Raw genomic sequence first — 21,336 nt, 5'->3', positions numbered from 1 at the left:
ACACAACTAAAATAATAGCACCTTGGTAAAATTTCGGCAATCTCAGTTGATTGCTGATCCAGAAAAGGTCAGTATTTTTTATTTTTTGCTGCTGGCCGCGTCAAAAGCAGCCACAAGTGATTAATTTTGTCACCACAAACAAACTTAAAAGGTAATCGATAAGCTGCAGTGGCTCATAAGTTTAAGTGATGTTATCGCAGGCTGGCATTGTATTTGAAGATTAATTGTCGGTTGTCACCAAGCTATTTTTTTGCCTTTGTAATCGATAAATATCGGGTGTTTTTCATCATGATTTTTGTGTTGGTCGATTTGTTCCAGCAGCATTAGGGCAGTTTCTTTTGCGGTCTGGAGCTGCCCGCTGGGTAAGTTTCTTTGAAATGGTGCCGATAAGTCTGTGTCTGTGGTGCCTGGGTGCAACAACATGAACTTGACTTGGGGGTTTTTTCGAGACCATTCAATGGCCAAGGTTTTGATACCCATGTTCAGAGCAGCTTTGCTCATGCGGTAGGCATACCAGCCCCCCAGTTTATTGTCTTCGATACTGCCAATCCTGGCCGAAATGGAAGCTACCACAGCTGGTGCTTTTGTGGTCAGTAATTTTTCCAATGCTTGGATTAATAACAAGTGGCCTATGGCATTGGTTTGGTAACTATCGATCAATTGTTTTGAATTGACTGCTTTGAGTGACTTTTCTGGCATGAAGTCATTGTTATGTAGCACCCCGGCACAATTAATTATCCAATCAAGCTTTTCAAATTGTTGCATCAAAGCATTGGCCATTTGATTGATTGAATCTGCATCTGCAATGTCACACCTGAGCTGCCAGTGAGTATTTTGGTCTTGCGTTAATTCACCGTACGAACGACTGGTTTTTATGATAATATATTCATTGTTTTTGGAGAGCGCCGCGGCCATAGCAGCTCCGATACCTCTCTCTGCGCCTATAAGTAGTACATTCATTACAATATCTCCTCAAAGAATGCCTTCAATTGTGGTTGTTTGAATGTGTAACCAGCAGCGACTAATTTTTCTGGCTTGACTTCAGCATTTGCCAGCAGCAGTTCATCTGCCACTTCACCAAAGGCTAAGCGCACCACAGGTTTTGGCATGTGGAAAAAGGCAGGACGATTCAGGGCTTTGGCCAAATAGCGGGTGTATTCGCTGTTTGAGACGGCATGGGGTGAGGTTATATTAACTACACCATCGATGTTGCTGTTGTTGATCAAAAAATGGGTGGCATGAACCACATCTTCGATGGCGACCCAGCTGTATTTTTGTTGGCCATCACCCATGCGACCGCCAAGGCCCAATTTGAATGGCAACAGCATTTCTTTCAAGGCACCACCATTTTGACTCAAAACCATGCCAAATCGCATGTTGACAGTTCTGATGCCAGCTTGGCTCAGTGGCGTTGTGGCTTTTTCCCAATTTTTCGAGATTTTTGCTACAAAGTTTGTGCCAGCTTCAGCTGATTCGGTCAGCACTTCCCCGGGTCTGTGTCCATAAAATCCAATGGCAGAGGCAGATAAGAATAGTTTTGGTTTTTGTTCGTGGATAAGTACCTCATCAACCAACCATTGGGTGCCATTGATTCGGCTGTCGTAGATGACTTGTTTGTAATTTGCGTTCCAACGTTTGTCAGCAATGCCTGCGCCAGCCAAGTGAATCACTATATCTGGTGCATCAATGCCCAGTTTTTCAAGTGACTGACGGTAGTTCCAGCTTGGGTTTTTGGCAGATGACTTGCTGCGTTCTAAACCATGCACGTGGTATTTGTTTGATAAAAATTCAGTCAGTGCGGTGCCGACCATACCACTTTGGCCGGTGATGAATACGATGGGTTTTGTGGTTTTCATGAAGTTTAATATTAGAACAGAACTTCATCATAAGAAACCACCAGTGAAGGAGGTGTCAATATTGATTATTGGCAGCGAGCATGGCTTAAAGGTATGTCACTACACTGACCAAACTCGATTCATCATTCAAGTCAACCATGGTCACTTGGGTATTGGCGTCTGAGTGGTTATATACCTGATCAAAAAATGCCTCATTGCGATGTTGGTTAGCACTCTGTATAACACCGATGATTAATTCACTGATAATCAGATCGCCTTGTCGCTTTTTCTTGATCAGTGTCTTATAGGCCTGTATGGAATCAGCTGATGTTGGATCAACCAATAATAACAGCTTTTCTCTGAAAACATCATTTTTGCCTGAAAACAGATCAACACATGGTGAAAACTCAGTTTTCTGCGATAAATTGTTAAATTGCTCGCATACCTGACTCAGAGGTAAATTCAATAGGCCAGATACCATGATGTCTTGATAATCATCGCTGACCTCTTCGATGGTGTTGTTGCTGCGTCGCAATAGTTTGTAAGCTTGGTTCAGCTGATTCACCATTCGGGCTTCATCAAAATCTAAAGGAAACCGTTTGATAACTTGAGGTCTTTGATTGACCGTACCTGACAACACCGCCATGGATAAGTGTTTCTCTTGGCTGGATTTCTGCTGCTTCCATTCAATTAAAATCTGAGCAGACTTGATGTCATCAGTGACTTGCCAATGATTTTGTAAACGACTGCTGAAGATTAATAAATAGGCTTTGAAGCGATTGATTTGAACCCTGTTGACGCCTCTGAAATAGACCATGGTTCCCAACTGGCCTGCGGCATTTTTCACGGAGCCGTTGGAGCCGTTCTGTTTACGGTTTGAATCAGTCAAAGTGGTCATGGAAAGGTTGGTGTTCAGTTTTAAGGATAGATTTAACTATAACCGAATCGCTGAGAACTTATTGACCGCTTTTGTGAACAATTGTTGAATCGCTGAGCAGTGAAAAACATCATTGACTCATTTGAATGACCAATAATACTCCAGACACGGAAATAAAAGCGCCGACCAGTTTTCGAGTGGTCAATTGTTCTTTCAGCATCAACCAACCTAAAATCAAAATAAAGATGGATGCCGTTTCATTAAGAATTGATGCCACCGATGCAGAGGTGTACTTGTACCCGGCCACCCAAATCATGGTCGAGAGGTACTGGCCCAGCAAAGCACCTGCCAGTAACCAATACTTGCCAGAACTGTGCATAACAGCCAAAGGGTTTAAACTTTTTTTCAATAATAAATTGAATATAACCATGGTACTGATACCGCCTAGGGTCCTGATGGTGATGATCCAGAAAAAAGGCATTTCAGTGGTCACTGGTTTGATGATGACAATCCCCAGCGCTGTAAAAAAAACCCCCAGTGCAGCATAAATGAAGCCTCTGATTGGTGGGTGTTCAATGGTCATTGATTTTTTGCGGTAGCTGATGACAAGCACCCCAATGATGACCAAGGCCATGCCCATGATTTGCCAACTATTGAGGCGTTCACCTAAATAAAAGAAGGACAAAAATACCACAAAAGGACTGTACAAACTGCCGGTCAAACCGGTCAGTCCTGCACCTATGAGTTGCAGTGCCCTGAGGTAAAATAAATCAGCCAGCATGATACCGAAAAAACCACTGACCAATAACAACAACCAATCGGCAGTGCTCAATGAGGGAGGAATCAAACCATCGGTGAAATACAATGTGGGTATCATCAAAATCAGTGTTAAGCTGATTTTAAATAAATTCATTGCGCTGACATCGATTTTTTCACCGGCTTTGCGGTAACAAATCACAGCAAATGCCCACAACAGCGCGCACAACAATGATAAAAACTCACCAAGACCCAATGACATGAATAAAGCAGCCAGTTAAAAATTCAGCAAATTGTAAGCGAAGTGGATGACCAATGAACGTATAATTATCCCGTTTTTATAAATAAAGGGTTGAACATGATAAGAATACTTTTCTGCATCACATGGTTAATGACACAGAGTTGGGTGGCACAAGCATCTGAACCAAACAAAGACAAGTGGGATGTTAATAACCCACCAGGTGAACAAGCATTCGTGGATATCAAAACCGATACGGGTACATGGATGAATCTTGATGTGAGTCCTGATGGCAGGCTGATTGTATTTGATATGCTGGGTGATATTTATACCATGCCAATCAGTGGTGGTGAGGCTAAAAACATTACCAACTCAATGGCTTGGGACATGCAAGCCAAGTTTTCACCTGATGGTTCGAGGCTGGTTTTTACCACCGATCAAGGCGGTGGTGATAACATTTGGACGATGGCAGTTGATGGAACCGATCAACAAGCGGTGACTGATGAGAAATTCAGGCTGCTCAATGCCCCCAGCTGGTCACCAGATGGTAATTATATTGTCGCTCGTAAACATTTTACTGGCATGCGTTCTTTGGGTGCTGGTGAAATCTGGATGTACCACAAAAGTGGCGGCAAAGGCGTACAGCTGAACAAACGACCCAACGAACAAAAAGATTTGGGCGAACCTGTTTACACCCCAGATGGCAATTATGTGCTGTTTTCAAGGGATTCTACGCCGGGCAGGATCTTTGAATATTCGAAGGATTCAAACACCCAAATTTATGAAATTTTTGCGATTGAATTGGCCACTGGTGAAATTGAATCTTGGGTCTCAGGTCCCGGTGGTGCGGTCAGACCTACACCATCACCTGATGGCGATTCTTTGGCCTTTGTCAGGCGCATCAGGAATGACACGGCTTTGTTCATCCAAGACCGTGAAAGTGGAGCGGTGAGACCGATTTTTACTGGCTTAGAACGTGACATGCAGGAAACCTGGGCCATTCACGGCGTATATCCAAGTATGGCGTGGATGCCGGATGGTAAGGGTATTGTGTTTTATGCCAAAGGTAAAATCCACCACATTGATGTGGCATCAAAAACGGTTAAAAACATACCATTTCAAGTTGATGACAGGAGAGAAATTCGCCAAGCAGTGACGGTGAAAAATGAAGTGTCGCCGACCACTTTCGAGGCTAAAATGTTGCGCTGGTTACAACTGTCGCCTGATGGTGATTTGGCTGTTTTTCAATCGATGGGACACCTTTACACCGTGGGTTTGAAAAATGGCGCAATGCAAGGTCAACCCAAACGCTTGACCAAACAAGCAGAACATTTTGAGTTTTTCCCTCAATTCAGTGCCGATGGCAAACAGATAGTTTATACCACATGGCATGATGAGGAATTGGGCACAGTCAGGGTCTCAAATTTACGCGGTAAATCCAAAGTGGTCTCAAGCAGACCGGGCCACTACACCAACCCTGCCATATCAAAAGACGGCAAACACGTGGTGTTTGAGGCCACTTCTGGTGGTTATTTGACCTCGCCGCTGTATTCGCATGACACCGGTTTGTTCGTGGTGAATGTGGCCAATAAAACACAAAACAAGATTGCTGACAGTGGTGCCAATCCATTTTTCACCAATGACAGCCAGCGTATTTTCTTTGTCGGTCAAAGCCGCAGTGGCGAAGTAGTGACCACCCAACTGAAATCGGTTGACCTCAGTGGTAACGAGGAACAGCACCATTATCAAGGTGAGTGGATTACCCAATACAAAGTGTCACCTGATGAGCAATGGCTGGCGTTTGTGCAGAACTACCAAGTCTATGTTACTCCTTTCGTTCGCAACGGCAAGCACATCAGTACCGGTTCTGGAGCCACTAATTTGCCAGTGGAAAACTTCTCTGAACATGCTGGCGACTATATTCATTGGAACCAATCATCCAACCAATTAAGCTGGGCCATGGGTGCCACTTTATACCAACAAAAACTGTCAGATAGATTTGATTTCTTAGGTGGGGAAATCAAAGTCGGGGATAAAGACCAAGCAGGTGAGTCGAAACCATCAGCTAAGTCCAGCCAAATTACTTTTAATGTAGAGACCGACATTCCCAAAGGCACTGTGGCTTTGGTGGGCGCGAAAATCATCACCATGGAACAAGTCGATGGTGAACAGTTGGTGATTGAAGATGGGGTCATTATTGTTAACAACAATCGCATCACTGCGGTTGGCTCTGCGGCATCAATCACACCGCCAGAAAATGCAGAAGTGATTGACTTAAAAGGCAAAGCCATAATCCCTGGTTTGGTCGATGTGCATTGGCATGGCCCATATGCAAATGGTCAAATCACCCCACAAAATAACTGGAACGCACAAGCCACATTGGCATTTGGTGTGACGACAACTCACAATCCATCGGCAAATACTGCCGCAGTTTTCTCTTCATCGGAGATGCAAAAAGCCAACAAAATCTTAGCGCCAAGAATTTACTCAACCGGGACCATCCTGTATGGCGCCAATCATTACTTCACTGCCAAGGTCGATTCTTTGGATGATGCCATAGGGCACTTAGAGCGGATGAAGGCAGCAGGCGCTTTTTCGGTCAAAAGCTATAACCAGCCACGTCGGGATCAACGCCAACAAGTATTGGAAGCAGCACGTCAGACTGGTTTGATGGTGGTGCCTGAGGGTGGTTCATTGTTTATGCACAACATGACAATGGTCATCGATGGTCATACTGGTATAGAGCACTCTATACCCGTGGGAGCGATTTATGATGATGTGAAACAGTTATGGAGCGGTACCCAAACTGCCTATGTACCCACTTTGACAGTTGGTTATGGCGGCATCTGGGGCGAGCGTTATTGGTATGACACCACTGAAGTGTGGAAACACCCATTGTTAACACAGTATGTCCCTGATCATGTCTTGCAACCAGGCAATGTACGCCGCATGAAAGCACCTTTAGAAGATTATGGCCATTTCAATAATGCCCGCGTAGCCACTGAATTACAAAACGAGGGCGTTGATGTTTTGTTGGGCGCACATGGTCAACGTGAGGGTTTGGGTTCTCATTGGGAGATGTGGATGTTTGCTCAAGGTGGTATGTCTCCATGGAATGTGATCAAAGCCAGCACCATAGATGGGGCTAAATACATTGGCATGGACCATGAGCTGGGTTCAATTAAGGTAGGCAAATTGGCCGATTTAGTGATATTAGATGCAGACCCAATGCAAGACATCAGAAATTCTGACCAAGTCAGTCATGTGATGCTCAATGGTCGTTTGTATGAGGCTGCCACAATGAATCAAATCTATCCTGAAAAACAAACCAGACCTAAGTTTTATTTTGAGTAAGCAACCATGTTAAAACTTTATACCTATTGGCGCAGCACAGCTGCATACCGAGTGCGCATTGCACTGAACTTGAAGGGTTTGTCATATGAATCAGTGCCGATTCACTTGGTCAAAGACGGCGGCGAGCAACATCAGCCAGAATACAAGGCATTGAACCCCCAGGGTTTGGTGCCAGCATTGGTGACTGAAGGTGGTGAAGTCATCAACCAATCTATGGCAATCATGGAGTATCTTGAGAGCAGTTATCCTGATATTGCCATCCTGCCTGCTGATCATATAGGACAAGCCAAAGCCCGTGCGATGGCGCAAATGATTGTGTCTGACATCCATCCTTTGAATAATTTAAGGGTGCTACAGATGCTTAAAAAGAGCTGGAACCAAACACAGGTGGATTTGTGGTACGCGCATTGGATTCATGAAGGATTCTCTGCGCTGGAAACCATGCTTGAAGGCTCGACATACAGTTTCATGAATGAAATGTACCCCTGTATTTCTGACATTTGTTTGGTGGCTCAAATTTATAATGCCAATCGCTTCAAAGTGCCTTTGGGTGAATTTCCCAGGCTGCTTGCAATCAATGAGCGGTGTTTACAATTACCGGCATTCAAAACTGCAAGGCCTGAAGCCCAGCTTGGTGAAATTGATGGATGAGGTATCGGTACGATTGATTCCAGTCAGCGCTGAGGGCGAAGCCGAAGGTTTAGATGAGCTGTCAGGGTTGCCCGAAATGGTTCAACAAATCAATCGCCAAATGATTGATTACTATGCCCAAGCTGGTTTTCAGTCACCTTGGATTGCTTATGTATCAGTGGTTGATGATGAGGTGGTTGGTGGTGGTACTTTTAAATCAGCACCTCACCAACAACAAGTTGAGGTTGCCTACTATACCGTGCCAGAATTAGAAGGCCAAGGTTTTGCCACAGCAACCGCGCAGGCGTTGATAGATTTGGCGATACAAACGGATGAGGAGTTAACTATAGTGGCACAGACATTGCCTGAGAAAAATGCATCCAACCACATCTTGCAAAAGCTGGGCTTCACTTTTATAGATGTGGTTGAGCACCCAGAGGATGGTCCGGTCTGGGAATGGCACTTATTCTGAGGTGATACGCTGTTCATGAATCAAGCCAATCATTATGATGTGATTGTTCTGGGTGCAGGTGCTGCTGGTTTGTTGTGTGCTTTGACTGCTGGCCATGGCGGTAAGCGGGTGTTGGTTTTAGAAAAATCCAATAAACCGGGCAAAAAAATCCTCATGTCAGGCGGTGGTCGTTGTAATTTCACCAATATCCATACATCAGCTGAAAACTTCCTCTCGGCCAACCCTCATTTCTGTAAGTCGGCATTGAAACGTTACACGCCATGGCATTTTATAGAAATGGTCAACCAGCATGACATTCCCTACCATGAAAAAGAGCTGGGTCAGTTATTTTGTGATCGTTCATCCAAAGACATTGTGAACATGTTATTGGATGAATGTGCGGATGCACATGTAAGCATTCGGCTCGATGTTGAAGTGCTTGATTCAACGCTTGATTTACCGGTTCAAGTCAAAACCAGCCAAGGCACCTTCAGCGCCGAGAATTTGGTGATTGCAACGGGCGGTTTGTCTATCCCCAAAATGGGCGGCTCTGGTTTTGGCTATGAATTGGCTGAACGTTTGGGTTTACAGATTCGGGCCCAAAGAGCGGGTTTGGTGCCTTTTGTTTTTACTGACGCACACAAAGCGTTATTCAGTGCCTTATCAGGTGCATCAATAGAAGTTGAGGTCTGTTCTCCGGAAACATCACAAGCCCCCAGTTTTCGACATCAAATGTTGTTTACGCATCGAGGCTTATCTGGGCCTAGCATGTTACAAATTTCAAGTTACTGGGATTTAGGCCAAACCCTGAAGATTAATCTGATGCCTGAAGTGGACGATGTGACGTTGGATTTGACCAATTACAAATTATCATCACCGCAAAAAAAATTGGCGCAATGGCTATGTCAATATTGGCCGAATAAAGTAGCAGTGGCCTTTATCGAATACCTGTTGGCTGAATTTAAAGAAAAAACCCTACAGGATCTATCAAAGGAAGAAATCAAAAAAATCGCCAACAGTTTGAGTTGTTGGCAGCTCAAACCCTCTGGTACCGAAGGCTATCGCACCGCAGAAGTAACTTTGGGTGGTGTTGATACCCAACATCTTTCCTCTAAAAATCTGTCTTTAATTGGTCATCCACACCTTTATTTTATTGGTGAGGTTGTTGATGTGACAGGCCACTTAGGTGGTCATAACTTTCAATGGGCTTGGGCTTCTGGCTATGCTGCTGCGCAAGACTTGATAGCAAAATAATCGGCCTTTGCAAGACTGACAAATAAATATGTTATTATCAAAGATATGTGTGCAACAGAATTTAAAACGCCAATTGATCGATTGCGTTACTGGGCTAAAACCAGCTCAGATAACACCTATTTGACTCAGCCTATTGGTGCTGAAACTTTTACCTATACCTGGTCACAGGCCCTGGATGAGGTTTCGCGGGTAGCTGCTTATTTGAGCAAATACCCTCCTGGCAGTCACATTGCCATTGTCTCACTTAACTGTGCCCATTGGATTTTGGCTGATTTGGCGATTCAAATGGCAGGGCACGTTTCGATACCCATCTACCCAACTGCTTCGGTAGATACCATGAGAAAAATCCTCAAACATTCTGAGGCCAAAGCAGTGTTCATTGGGAAAATGTTTGAGCCGAATGAAGGGCTGAAAAGTGTTACAACCGCCATCGGCGATGCCGAGATTGATCTTATGGCCATTTATCAGTCATACCCAGGTATGTTTGATTGGCAAACATTGGTCAATGAAAACAAGCCAATTAATGTTGCTGCGACTCATCAGCCTGATGATTTAATGAGTATTATTTATACCTCAGGCACCACTGGTGACCCCAAAGGCGTGATGGTGCCCTATCGTGCAGTTCAAGCCTCAATGAGCTTGGTCAAAAGCATCATTGTTATTAAGCCGCAAGACCGCTTTGTATCCTATCTTCCTTTGGCCCACGTGGCTGAAAGGATGGCAGTTGAATTCGGTGCCCTCTTTAACGGTGCGCATGTCTCTTTCATTCGTTCATTGGAAACGTTCAGTGAAGATGTAAAAACAGCAGCCCCAACCATCTTTTTTGGGGTGCCGCGAATTTGGACCAAAATCAAATCAGCCATAGAAAGCAAGCTGGGTGGGCCAAAGGTATTGGGTACGCTGTTGCGACTACCGCTGCTGGGTGGTTTGTTGAAAAAAGCGCTGGTCAAAAAGCTGGGTTTTCAGCATGTGAGATACGCATTATGCGCGGCTGCAGCAGTGAATAAGGATGTGCTTGAATGGTTCGATCAATTGGGTGTTAAATTAAATGAAGCCTATGGCATGTCAGAAACTTGTGGATTGTCACACATGACCAAACAAAGTGACACCAAAACTGGTAGCGTGGGCCGTGTGATTGATGGTTGTGAATGTCAAATTTCAGCATCAGGCGAGGTATTGTTGCGCAATCCTGCGATGATGACTGGCTACTATAAACAGCCTGAACTGACTGCCGAGGTGATTGACTCAGCGGGTTGGTTGCATACCGGCGATCAAGGCCGGATTGATGAATCAGGTTTCCTGTACATTACTGGTCGCGTAAAAGATATTTTTAAAACAGCCAAGGGCAAGTACATTGCCCCATCTCCCATTGAACAAAAGTTTCAGTCGGCACTGGGATTGGAACACATGATAGTAATGGGTGACGGTTTCACTCAACCCTTTTTGGTCATCACCACTTTCGAAACCCGTTTCGATGATGATATCAGCGCTCTGGTGGCCTTATGTGAGGAGCATTTAGCAGAAATAAATCAGTCATTAGAAGTCCAAGAGCGCATCAGTCACGTATTCATTACCGAAGACTTGTGGGGTATAGAAAATGGCATGCTCACGCCAACACTTAAAATGAAACGCCCACAAATCGAACAACAATACCAAGGTAAGGCTAAAGAATTGATGTCAAAACATTCAAGTCAGGTCATTGTATTATAACCACAGGAGGATAAATGAAAAAAATCAGTGGGGTTTTTGAAGTCAAAATGCAGCCTGAAGCCAGTTCATTTATTGGCACCAATGGTGTCAAAATCGGACGAATGGTACTGAACAAAAATTACCAAGGTGAGCTCAATGCCACCAGCCAAGGTGAAATGCTCAGTGCTGTAACCGCAACCGAGGGTTCAGCTGGTTATGTCGCCATTGAACAAGTCAGTGGTGTTTTGGTAGGCAAGTCAGGTGGGTTTGTTTTGCAGCATTCAGGTATCATGCAACAAGGGAAAAGTGAATTAACTTTGGTGGTGATTCCAGATTCGGGCAGCGGTGAGTTACATGGACTGCAGGGTCAAATGGATATCAAAATTGAGAATGGAGTGCATTTCTATGACTTTGAATTCACATTCAAGTGAGCCATGAATCACTGACAAGTGAGCCATGAATCACTGACAAGTGAGCCATGAATCACTGAGACTTTTTAGCCTTCTTTCCAGGGTACTCTTCAGGTACTGGGTCGACTCCACCCTCACACATCGGTTGGCATCTACTTAATCTTTTCAGGCCCAAATAAACCCCCTTAAACACACCAAAACGCCGCACTGCTTGAATCATGTATTCAGAACAAGAGGGGTAAAAACGACACCGATTACCGAGCATTGGGCTGATTAAATATTGGTAGCCTCTCAGAATTGAAATGAATATGCTTCTAATCATCGAAAATGGTTGCTCATTGGGTCAGTTTCAGGTATAAAGTTCGCCTTAAATTTTAAGTTGTTGGCAGCACAAATTATGATTGCCATTGAAAAACTTAAAACAGTCCATATTTTAGCACGCGCTTAAACAGTGCGACGCACTAACGGAGATATAAATGGCGGAAAGAAGCATCAATGATTTGCCTGAGGATTATGTTCCAAACATGGATTTACCCGAGGGATACGTACCATCAGATAAAGAAGAATACATGTGTGATGAGCAGCTTGAATATTTCAGGCGCCGCATCTTACAGTGGAAAGAAGACCTATTGAAAGAGTCCAATGAAACCATTGCTAACTTAAGGTCTGAAGCCCGCGATGTCAGCGATGAAGCAGAACGTGCCTCTCGTGAGACTGAAAATACTTTCGAACTCAGAACACGCGATCGTTACCGTAAATTGTTGAAGAAAATCAATAAGGCATTGGATCGGTTCAAGACCGGTGATTATGGTTACTGTGAGGAGACTGATGAAGAGATTGGTTTGCCTCGTTTGATTGCCAGGCCCATAGCCACCTTATGTATCGATGCGCAAGAACGTTGGGAATTGAAACAAAAAATCACCAAAGAAGGTTAACGCGAAGCAAACAATTTGATACTTTGGTCTGTCATGTAGCGCAAGACCATGAGGAAAGATTGTAATGACAATCGCAGTACCTTACAATCATGATGCGCAGAGAGCAATACGGCATCGAATCGATGATCTGAGTGCGCTCTGTGCATTGGCTTCAACAGCGAAGCAACACCTTTTATTAGGCAAGCCCTGATCCGGGCATACACCGATAATACAAATTATTTTTAGCAGGAATACCATTTACTATGGAAATTGCACCACAAGTTGCCCAATTGGATGACTTCCAACAGCGTACTGATGCGCTGTGGAGGTACCTTTGACTACGAAAACAAGAAAGAACGTCTAGAAGAAGTCAACCTCGAAATGGAAGACCCTGATATTTGGAATGATCAGGACAAAGCCCAAGCGCTGAGTAAGGAGCGTGCCTCTTTGGATCACATTGTATCCACCTTAGATGACCTCAAATCTGGTATCGTTGATGCTTCAGAATTTTTGCAAATGGCTGATGAAGAAGAAGATCAGGATAGTTTGGATGAAGTTTTGGGGATGATAGCTGAGCTGGAAAGCAAGATTGAAAAACTAGAATTCCAAAAAATGTTTTCAGGGCGCATGGACGCCAACAATGCCTTTGTCGATATCCAGGCCGGTTCTGGTGGTACAGAAGCCCAAGACTGGGCTGAAATGTTATTGCGCATGTACCTGCGTTGGATTGAATCCAGAGGTTGGAAAGGCGAGCTGATTGAAGTTTCAGCCGGTGATGTGGCTGGCATCAAATCAGCCACCATTAAGGTCGATGGTGAATATGCCTATGGTTGGTTGCGTACAGAAATAGGAGTGCATCGCTTAGTGCGTAAGTCACCCTTTGACTCGAGTAACAAGCGCCACACCAGTTTCGCTGCTGTTTTTGTTTCACCAGAAATAGATGACAGTTTTGAAATTGATATCAACCCAGCAGACTTAAGGATTGATGTGTACCGTTCATCTGGTGCCGGTGGTCAGCACGTCAACAAAACCGAATCTGCTGTGCGTATCACCCATGTTCCCACCAATACAGTTGTGCAGTGTCAAAATGGTCGGTCTCAGCACCAGAACAAAGCCACCGCCATGCAACAGCTCAAAGCCAAGTTGTATGAGTTGGAAATGCAAAAACGCAGTGAGGAATCGCAATCCTTAGAAGAGACCAAATCTGACATCGGATGGGGCAGTCAAATACGTTCTTACGTTCTGGATCAATCTCGCATTAAGGATTTGCGCACTGGCGTTGAAAACACCAATACCCAATCTGTATTGGATGGTAATTTAGATAAATTCATTGAAGCGAGCCTAAAACAAGGGCTGTAACCCAAGTTTTGTGACCCAATCATCACAGACTGAAAAGTAAAATCAACCGCAATTAAATAACACCGAAGATCATGACAGAAGACAACAAACTCATTGCCGAAAGACGTGGCAAATTAGACGCCATCAGAACCCAGCGAAATGCGTACCCTAACCAGTTCAGACGCTCGCATTTGGCGGCAGACTTACATGCCAAATACGACGCCATGGAGAAAGAAGAACTCGATCCACAAGGCATCGAAGTGGCAGTTGTTGGACGCATGATGAGCCAAAGGTTATTTGGTAAAGGTGGTTTTGCGGTACTGAAAGATGTATCAGGTGATATTCAACTTTTTGTGCAATTAAAAGGCATTGGCGAAGAGGTTTTCACTGATTTTAAAACCTGGGACATGGGTGACATTGTTTATGGCAAAGGCAAACTTTTCAAAACCAATACCAATGAATTATCTGTCAATGTAACTGAGTTGAATTTAGTGACTAAATCATTGCGACCATTACCGGAAAAATTTCATGGTTTATCTGACCAAGAAACTCGTTACCGTCAGCGTTATGTCGATTTGATTGTAAACAATGAATCAGCCGATGTGTTCAAAGTCCGCTCAAAAATGGTTTCACACATCAGGCGCTTCATGGAAGACCTTGATTTCTTAGAGGTGGAAACACCGATGATGCACATGATTCCAGGCGGTGCCACTGCCAAGCCTTTCACAACCCACCACAATGCTTTGGATTTAGAATTGTATTTGCGGGTGGCACCTGAGTTGTTCTTGAAAAGATTAACGGTGGGTGGTTTTGAAAAAGTATTTGAAATCAACCGCAACTTCAGAAACGAGGGCGTCTCAACCAAACACAACCCAGAATTCACCATGATGGAGTTTTACTGGGCATATGCTGATTACAATGACTTGATGGATTTGACTGAACAGTTATTCCGTTCATTGGCTGAACAGGTCAAAGGCACAACTCAGTTCAGTTACCAAGGCAATGAACTGGATTTTGGGCAGCCATTCAAACGCCAGTCAATGGCTTCGTTAGTGGCAGAATACAGTGATGATTTGTCGCTGGATGACTGTAATAATTTGTCACTTTTGCAAAAGTACTGTGATGACAAAGGTATTTCATACAACAAAAAGTGGCAAAAAGGCGAATTATTGGCTGAGTTATTCGATTTGAACGTTGAACACAACCTCATCCAACCTACATTTGTGACAGAATATCCTATAGAGATATCACCGCTGTCGCGCAGAAACGATGATGATCCGGAGATTACAGACCGATTTGAATTGTTTATTTGTGGTAACGAAATTGCCAATGGCTTCTCGGAATTAAATGACCCTGAAGACCAAGCTGAGCGTTTCAAACAGCAGGTGGAAAATCTAGAAGCTGGCGATGATGAAGCCATGCACTACGATGATGATTACATCCGCGCTTTAGAATACGGCATGCCACCGGCAGCTGGAGAAGGCATAGGTATTGATCGATTGGTGATGTTGTTCACAGACTCTGCTTCGATTCGAGATGTATTATTGTTTCCATATATGAAACCCGAGTGATAAAAAGATGAGTGAAGATCAAGGTATTAGATACGCCAGAAAAGCAGTTGATGCGTCCTGTCTGTTGTTATTCAGAGGCAGTTCTTGCGTTTGCCAAGTTAAAAATATTTCTGCATCTGGTATCTTGATTGAACCGATTGAGGACGAAAGCATCAATGAGATTGAACTCAACTCAGTTTGCATCCTTGAGATTGTGGTTAATGATGTTTTTAATCTGCATGTCTCATCCAAGGTGACTCGCATCAACGACCGCGAAATAGCCTTGCATTACATCTCAATTCCTGAAGAAAAACAGGTGGCCTTGTGGCAATTGCTGGGTGACCATGTGCACGAAGTTGAAACCTACGGCACTTGATACGGTTCACTCTTCAACCGACTGATTCAGGACGATGTCTTTGTACCTGAGTTTTGCCTTCACTGCAGTCATTCTGGCATTAACCCCCGGCCCCGATGTCCTCTTGGTGGTGGCCATAGCCGCGAAAGAAGGCTTCAACAAAGCCCTACAACTGACGCTGGGTCTAGCCAGTGGGGTGGTGGTTCACACGACCTTAATCTTATTGGGCTTTTCTGCCTTTATCAGCGCCAGTCCAATGGCTATGAATGTTATTGCCTTATTTGGGGCTGTCTATTTATTGTATTTGGCTTGGCTCACTTGGGTTCACCGCAATGAAAAAATAGGCACTGCGCCAGCCGATCAAGTCAAAAAACTACAGGGTTCCTACTACTTGCGTGGTGTAATCATGAATATTTCCAACCCCAAAGTGTTGTTGTTCTTTTTGGCTTTGTTCCCACAGTTTGCCCAATTGGACGAGCCTGGCTACCAGTTGCGCATAATTATACTGGGCTTGATCTTTATTTTTGTTACCATCTTTGTTTTCGGTGGATTGGCCTACATGACAGCCAAGTTCACAGCTGGTTTTATGCAGAACAATACCTTCAAACAAGTCATGGACCTATTAACTGTGCTGTTATTTGTGCTCTTAGCCGGTTTGTTGATGTATACAGTAATTGAGTAAAAAAAATATTTTGAATGGCATTAAATCAGGATGGATTTTTGCATTGATGTTGGTGTTTACGCAGCATGGTTTGGCGAATAATCAACTCAATCCATTTGCATACCAACAAACCAAAAAAGACGGGTTGCTGATAACAGGAACTGTGAGGTTCACCCAGCGAGTAGAAAAGTGCTTGGATTTACTGGCCGAAAAAGCGCCAGAAAGGTACCAGTTTGTTAAACAATATGTGGGTGAAATTAAATTGCATAAAAAAAGTGGCATGGTAGCAACAGCTGATCCGCCACGGTATGAAATGAGTGCCAGAACAGCTTTTTATTCATTGACTTGGTGTGCCAGTAGCATGGCTCACGATGCCTACCATTCATACCTCTATCAATACCATCAACCAAAAGACAAACGCAAAACACCAGCCAGATTGTGGATGGGATTCAAAGCGGAAGGAAAGGCCATTACTTATCAGCGTCAGACAGCCAAAGCAATCGGAGCCCCAGAAAATGAAATCAATTACTTGTACAATATCAAAGGGACTCACTCTGATATTGATGGTGATGGACACATTACCCTCAAAGATTATAAGAAAAGAGATTGGTAAAACCTGCATTAATGGCATTTAGATTTTCGAAAAAAATAGCATGAAAAAATACAGTGAATGCAAGTTTTTATTATCCATTGTGCTGGTGTTTTTGATGCTGACCATGAACGTCGATGCGCAGCAAAGAAAACACCGCATGTTGGTTACAGGCAGTGAATCTTTTCAACTCAGAACTGCGGCCTGTTTGGATTTGTTGTTTGAAAAATACCGTGAATCCTATAAGTTCGTTAACAAGCATGTCGGTGTGATTGCTCAGGCGTCTTCCAGTGGTATGGTGGCATGGCACCGACCGCCCATGTATCAAATGAGCAACAAAACAGCCTCTTATTCGTTGTCATGGTGCGCCAGCTCAATTGCCCATGATGCTTACCACTCCTATCTGTACAAAAAGTTCCGACCTAAGAATGGCAGCAGAACCCCTGATCGCTATTGGGCAGACTTCAAAGCAGAGCGGTTAGCCATCAGTTATCAAGTCAGGGTGGCTTAGAAAATTGGCGCACCACAGCATGAAATTGAATATTTGGAGTCCTTAGATGGTAAACATGCCGATATCGATGGTGATGGCACCATTACCCTGCAAGATTATGCTGAACGAGATTGGTGAGTGTATCAGCCTCCGCCGGTTTGAATCTGCCACAATTGAGCATAGCGACCGTGCTTTTTCAATAATTCCTCATGGCTTCCAGATTCGCAGATTGAACCGCCTTCAAGTACATGGATTTGGTCAGCTTGCACCACCGTTGATAAACGGTGAGCAATCAAAATGATGGTCCTGCCCTCGGCTATTATTTTCAAAGACTTTTGAATCGCTGCTTCAGTCTCGTTATCAACCGCAGAAGTGGCTTCATCCAAAATTAAAATCTGTGGGTTTTTTAACAACGCCCGAGCCAGTGCAATCCTTTGGATTTGACCGCCGGATAATTTCACCCCAGCCTCGCCGACAGTGGTATCGTAGCCTTGATCCAGTTTGTTGATAAATTCGTGCGCTTCGGCTTGCTTGGCAGCTTCAAAAACTGCCTCATCTGTGGCTGATTCATTGCCGTATTTGATATTTTCGAAAATGCTGGCATTGAACAGGAAAGTGGCTTGTGATACCAGGCCTATTTGTGAACGCAAAGCACTGATGTTGATGTTGGAAATAGGCTCTGAGTCTAACTCTATGCGACCTTGCTGGGCATGGTAATAACGCATCAGTAATTTAATGATGGTGCTTTTACCGGAACCGGTTTGACCAACAAAAGCATGGGTTTGTCCCGCTTTTATTTCAAGGTTGATGTCTTTCAAGGCGGGCGATGACTGCGCATCATAGCTGAAGGTTAAATCCTTGATGCTGATGGAGCCTTGCAGCTTGATGTCTTGGGCATCTTCATGGTTTTTGATGTGTATAGGTTCATCCAGCAGGCCCAAAATACGCCTCGCTGAAGCCATGCCGCGTTCATACAAGTCCATCGTGTTGGCCAAGTCCCGAAAAGGCCACAGCAAGCGTTGAGTTAAGAATACCAACACACCATACGCACCCACTGCCAGGTCACCATTCAAAGTATCCAATCCACCGACGATGAACGTGGCTAAAAATCCAGTCAGTATGGCCATGCGAATGACCGGGGTAAAAGCCGATGAAATTTTAATCGCAGCCTCATTGGCGCGCACGTATTCATCACTGATGACTGAAATGCGTTGTTTTTCGTGTTGCTCTTTGGTGAAACTTTTTATGGTGGCTACACCGGCGATGTTGGTGTTGATGGCACTGGCAATCTCACCGGCTTTCTCGCGCACTTCAGCATAGCGAGGTTCGGCTTTGCGTTGAAAATAAAAAGCGCCAAAGATAATTACCGGTATCGGGGTGAATGCCAACAGCGCCAATTTGGGAGAAAGCAGAAAGAACACCGCACCGACTGCCAGCACTGAGGTGACCACTTGAAGGATGTCATTGGCGCCAATGTTTAAAAACCGTTCCAGTTGGTTCACATCATCATTGAGGATGGAGGTGAGTCTTCCGGTGGACTGGTTCTCAAAAAAACGCATGTCCATTTGTTGGATGTGGGCATAACAATCAACCCGAAAGCGGTGTTGAATCTTTTGTGCCAACTCACGCCAATTACGCAGGTATAAATACTGGAAAATGGATTCGCCAGCCCAGATCAAGAAAGTCAAAAAGCCCAACAGGTAAAGCTGATGTTTCGGATCGACCACGCCTAAATTGGCAACAAAAGAATCTTCTTGATTAATCACCACATCTATCGCAATGCCAATCAGAATTTCAGGTGCGATATCAAATAATTTATTTACCACAGAACAAATGCTGGCCCATATGGCTTGTGCTCTAAAACCTTTGCCGTAAGTGAGTACCCTGCCGAGAATCATTGTTGTGTCAAAGCCACGGTCTCAATTTCATTGGCGTGAAAATACTTTATTTCAGTCACCACACCACCATGGTGGGTGATGATGCCGTTGAAACGTTGGGCGTTGATGTCAGAAAACTCAAATTCGAATATCCGCAACAATGCCAATTTGCCAAAACGTGGTTTTATTCTGATGGCCTTTTGTGAAATTGAGTCATCTAAAAAAGCCCAACCTTTGTGGTTGGTCACTTTTTTGCCAGCCAGGCGTGAAGCGTCCAAGGCATTGACTTGGTTGTACCAATAATAGCCTATGGCAATAAAGATGATTAAAACAGTGAGTTCAGTCATAGTTATCTTCAGAGTTTACAGAAAAACCTGATCGTTTTGCTGAGTGGAATCATGTTAGGTGATATTGAGTCTAATCAGTCTATTTAAAGTGTTATTTTTGTTTTTATCTGAGTCTATTTAACTTGTACAAAGAACCAAGACTGTTGGTTGGTGGCTGAACGGATAGGTTCGGGTGGTGCTGTAGAAGGGTGGCTTTTTTCAAATAAACCAGCCGAGGTTACTGGCTGGTTTATTTTTCACTGAAAAACTATGCTGCTATTCAAACGTGCTCTTGAAAATGATGTCTGGTTGAATACTTTTTTGTGTTGTGTGCATATACAAGCCTGAATATTGAGCCAAAACGCCTACCGGTGCACCTGCATTGGTGTACCTATTTACCATAAAGCCCATTGCTGGTAAGCCGTTATATGTGAAGGCATTATCGTCAACCATCCTTTGATTGTTGGCAGATAAGTCAAGTTTCATCCAACCAGATTGACCAGCTTGATTTAAGTTGACTGAATTACTGGTCACTAGGTTGGTTGAGCCTAATATAGCCGATGTGGTGTTCGCCGGCTCACTGGGATTTTTGAACTCTATGACATTCACAGCTTGGCATAAATCCAAAGGTGCAGGGGCATTGCTGAGTTGAGAGTTGTCCCAAACTGTGGTTGAAACTGTTTCACAAGCCTCTAGCCCGTTCCAAGAACTACTGAACGGAGGTATAAAGGTACCTATTATTTGATTATTGGTGTGAAAGATTTTTGTTGGGAAACTAACAACCCATTCTGTACTTGCGTTGATAAAACTGAATAAATCATATTGATTGAACAAACTTTTTTGCATCAATAGGGCAGAAATTGATTCATGGCCACTTAGCCAACTCGAATTGATTGTTTGATCACCGAATATGACATTCGTTTCGGTATCAATCTGTGCCAAGTTTGGCACTAAAGTGCCGGGTTCAGTGTGTGTTTCTGCATCAGTTGCCCAAAAGTCATCGATTGCTAAAGCATCATATGACACAGCAGTGCCTTGATTGATGTTGAGTAGGGTGGCACTGCCCATCAAACCACCAGATGCTGGCTCCAAGTCTTGCATTGGATCAATACTCCAATAAGGTTTTCCAGAACCCCAAGCGTCTTCTAACTGTGAGCAATTGTTGGGTATGCCATTGGCATCATGGCTTATAGCATCTGCAGAATCGCCAACGACCACACCCATTTCAATGACCTCTATGTGTCCTTCTGTGCTTCTCTCCATGCTGTTATTGCCCTGTGAAACACTCAGTAAGTCTTGGTTGTCTATAGCAAAAGGCAGAAATTCTTGGGCTGCTTTATTGAGGTAAGGTGCACATGAATTATCATCAGTACTGTGTAAAACAGAGGGTTCGCCAATGTGACCAGCAATGGTTGAAATGGTGGGTGATAATGTACCCACCCAAACATCAAAAGGCGATAAGTAAACGTTGAATACTAAGACTTCAATGTTGTTATCGCCTTCGAGGAATCTGACTTTTATGCTTTTGGCTTGGTTGCTGGTATTGACCAAGGCGTATGAAGTGTTGATGTCATTGTTTACCGTATAATAAGGAAAGAGCAAAACTTCTCCAACTCCCTTGGTGTCAACGCTTGCCGCTTGGATGTTGTTAAGGCCAAGTATCAGAATGACAGCCAGCCAAATCATTTTTAAACTCAAAATCTTTTTATTTTGCTCTGTTGTTTTATCAGTTTTCGTCATAA

21 protein-coding genes are annotated in these 21,336 nt (G+C 43.9%); 13 read left to right on the top strand and 8 right to left on the bottom strand.

The window, feature by feature from the left end; translation table 11 throughout:
* Positions 1 to 234: 234 nt before the first annotated feature.
* The 4 genes from QNI24_RS11185 to QNI24_RS11170 all read right to left on the bottom strand — a co-directional run bounded on the left by QNI24_RS11185 (position 235) and on the right by QNI24_RS11170 (position 3,730).
* Positions 235 to 960: an SDR family NAD(P)-dependent oxidoreductase gene (locus QNI24_RS11185; RefSeq protein WP_267176213.1), complete on the bottom strand. Its 726-nt coding sequence runs from the start codon at positions 958 to 960 to the stop codon at positions 235 to 237.
* On the bottom strand, positions 960 to 1,856 hold the full coding sequence (locus QNI24_RS11180; protein ID WP_267176212.1) for a TIGR01777 family oxidoreductase: 897 nt from the start codon (positions 1,854 to 1,856) through the stop codon (positions 960 to 962). The genes QNI24_RS11185 and QNI24_RS11180 overlap by 1 nt, the downstream gene beginning before the upstream one ends.
* An 85-nt stretch (positions 1,857 to 1,941) precedes the next feature.
* The gene (locus QNI24_RS11175) at positions 1,942 to 2,733 is read right to left on the bottom strand and encodes a hypothetical protein (protein WP_267176211.1); all 792 of its coding nucleotides are present in this window, start codon (positions 2,731 to 2,733) and stop codon (positions 1,942 to 1,944) included.
* A 109-nt stretch (positions 2,734 to 2,842) separates the two neighbouring features.
* Positions 2,843 to 3,730: a DMT family transporter gene (locus QNI24_RS11170; RefSeq protein ID WP_267176210.1), complete on the bottom strand. Its 888-nt coding sequence runs from the start codon at positions 3,728 to 3,730 to the stop codon at positions 2,843 to 2,845.
* A 129-nt stretch (positions 3,731 to 3,859) separates the two neighbouring features.
* Between QNI24_RS11170 and QNI24_RS11165 the strand changes: the two genes are divergently transcribed.
* The 6 genes from QNI24_RS11165 to QNI24_RS11140 are packed head-to-tail and all read left to right on the top strand — an operon-like array spanning position 3,860 to position 11,515.
* A complete protein-coding gene (locus QNI24_RS11165; RefSeq protein ID WP_267176209.1) occupies positions 3,860 to 7,060 on the top strand; it encodes an amidohydrolase family protein in 3,201 nt (1,066 codons plus the stop codon).
* Between the two features lie 6 nt (positions 7,061 to 7,066).
* Positions 7,067 to 7,711 (top strand): maleylacetoacetate isomerase, encoded by a 645-nt coding sequence (gene maiA / locus QNI24_RS11160; protein ID WP_267176208.1) that lies wholly within the window; start codon positions 7,067 to 7,069, stop codon positions 7,709 to 7,711.
* A complete protein-coding gene (locus QNI24_RS11155; protein WP_267176207.1) occupies positions 7,704 to 8,162 on the top strand; it encodes a GNAT family N-acetyltransferase in 459 nt (152 codons plus the stop codon). The genes maiA and QNI24_RS11155 overlap by 8 nt, the downstream gene beginning before the upstream one ends.
* 15 nt (positions 8,163 to 8,177) lie before the next feature.
* Positions 8,178 to 9,395, top strand: coding sequence for a BaiN/RdsA family NAD(P)/FAD-dependent oxidoreductase (locus tag QNI24_RS11150; RefSeq protein ID WP_283708716.1), 1,218 nt, complete (start codon positions 8,178 to 8,180; stop codon positions 9,393 to 9,395).
* Between the two features lie 45 nt (positions 9,396 to 9,440).
* The gene (locus QNI24_RS11145) at positions 9,441 to 11,105 is read left to right on the top strand and encodes an AMP-binding protein (protein WP_267176190.1); all 1,665 of its coding nucleotides are present in this window, start codon (positions 9,441 to 9,443) and stop codon (positions 11,103 to 11,105) included.
* A 14-nt stretch (positions 11,106 to 11,119) separates the two neighbouring features.
* Positions 11,120 to 11,515, top strand: coding sequence for a DUF3224 domain-containing protein (locus QNI24_RS11140; RefSeq protein WP_267176189.1), 396 nt, complete (start codon positions 11,120 to 11,122; stop codon positions 11,513 to 11,515).
* A 52-nt stretch (positions 11,516 to 11,567) separates the two neighbouring features.
* Here the strand turns inward: QNI24_RS11140 and yidD are convergent, their stop codons facing one another.
* The gene (gene yidD / locus QNI24_RS11135) at positions 11,568 to 11,816 is read right to left on the bottom strand and encodes a membrane protein insertion efficiency factor YidD (RefSeq protein ID WP_267176188.1); all 249 of its coding nucleotides are present in this window, start codon (positions 11,814 to 11,816) and stop codon (positions 11,568 to 11,570) included.
* Positions 11,817 to 11,970: 154 nt separating this feature from the next.
* Between yidD and dksA the strand changes: the two genes are divergently transcribed.
* The 7 genes from dksA (at position 11,971) to QNI24_RS11100 (ending at position 17,412) form a co-directional block, all read left to right on the top strand.
* Positions 11,971 to 12,429 carry an RNA polymerase-binding protein DksA gene (dksA, locus tag QNI24_RS11130; protein ID WP_267176187.1) on the top strand — a complete coding sequence of 153 codons (459 nt, stop codon included), beginning with the start codon at positions 11,971 to 11,973 and terminating at the stop codon, positions 12,427 to 12,429.
* 242 nt (positions 12,430 to 12,671) lie between these two features.
* A protein-coding gene (prfB, locus tag QNI24_RS11125; RefSeq protein WP_267176186.1) for a peptide chain release factor 2 occupies positions 12,672 to 13,767 on the top strand; the annotation gives its coding sequence in 2 pieces (ribosomal slippage) (positions 12,672 to 12,743 and positions 12,745 to 13,767; 1,095 coding nt in all).
* Between the two features lie 71 nt (positions 13,768 to 13,838).
* Entirely contained in the window at positions 13,839 to 15,317 is a 1,479-nt protein-coding gene (gene lysS / locus QNI24_RS11120; protein WP_267176185.1) for a lysine--tRNA ligase, read from the top strand.
* Between the two features lie 7 nt (positions 15,318 to 15,324).
* Positions 15,325 to 15,672: a PilZ domain-containing protein gene (locus tag QNI24_RS11115; protein ID WP_267176184.1), complete on the top strand. Its 348-nt coding sequence runs from the start codon at positions 15,325 to 15,327 to the stop codon at positions 15,670 to 15,672.
* Positions 15,673 to 15,706: 34 nt separating this feature from the next.
* The gene (locus tag QNI24_RS11110) at positions 15,707 to 16,333 is read left to right on the top strand and encodes a LysE family translocator (protein ID WP_267176183.1); all 627 of its coding nucleotides are present in this window, start codon (positions 15,707 to 15,709) and stop codon (positions 16,331 to 16,333) included.
* Entirely contained in the window at positions 16,326 to 16,925 is a 600-nt protein-coding gene (locus tag QNI24_RS11105) for a hypothetical protein (RefSeq protein WP_267176182.1), read from the top strand. The genes QNI24_RS11110 and QNI24_RS11105 overlap by 8 nt, the downstream gene beginning before the upstream one ends.
* A gap of 40 nt (positions 16,926 to 16,965) precedes the next feature.
* Positions 16,966 to 17,412 (top strand): hypothetical protein, encoded by a 447-nt coding sequence (locus QNI24_RS11100; protein ID WP_267176181.1) that lies wholly within the window; start codon positions 16,966 to 16,968, stop codon positions 17,410 to 17,412.
* A gap of 122 nt (positions 17,413 to 17,534) precedes the next feature.
* Here the strand turns inward: QNI24_RS11100 and QNI24_RS11095 are convergent, their stop codons facing one another.
* The 3 genes from QNI24_RS11095 to QNI24_RS11085 form a co-directional block, all read right to left on the bottom strand.
* Positions 17,535 to 19,289, bottom strand: a complete 1,755-nt coding sequence (locus QNI24_RS11095) for an ABC transporter ATP-binding protein (protein ID WP_267176180.1) — start codon at positions 19,287 to 19,289, stop codon at positions 17,535 to 17,537.
* Positions 19,286 to 19,615, bottom strand: coding sequence for a DUF3301 domain-containing protein (locus QNI24_RS11090; protein WP_267176179.1), 330 nt, complete (start codon positions 19,613 to 19,615; stop codon positions 19,286 to 19,288). Before QNI24_RS11090 ends, QNI24_RS11095 begins: the two co-directional genes overlap by 4 nt.
* A 255-nt stretch (positions 19,616 to 19,870) precedes the next feature.
* Positions 19,871 to 21,334 carry a hypothetical protein gene (locus QNI24_RS11085; protein ID WP_267176178.1) on the bottom strand — a complete coding sequence of 488 codons (1,464 nt, stop codon included), beginning with the start codon at positions 21,332 to 21,334 and terminating at the stop codon, positions 19,871 to 19,873.
* Positions 21,335 to 21,336 lie beyond the last annotated feature (2 nt).

This window comes from Marinicella marina, assembly GCF_030065545.1.
In the GTDB taxonomy this organism is placed as follows: domain Bacteria; phylum Pseudomonadota; class Gammaproteobacteria; order Xanthomonadales; family Marinicellaceae; genus Marinicella; species Marinicella marina.
Note: the sequence above shows the minus strand (reverse complement) of the source record. Positions and strands in the feature narration are given on the sequence as shown.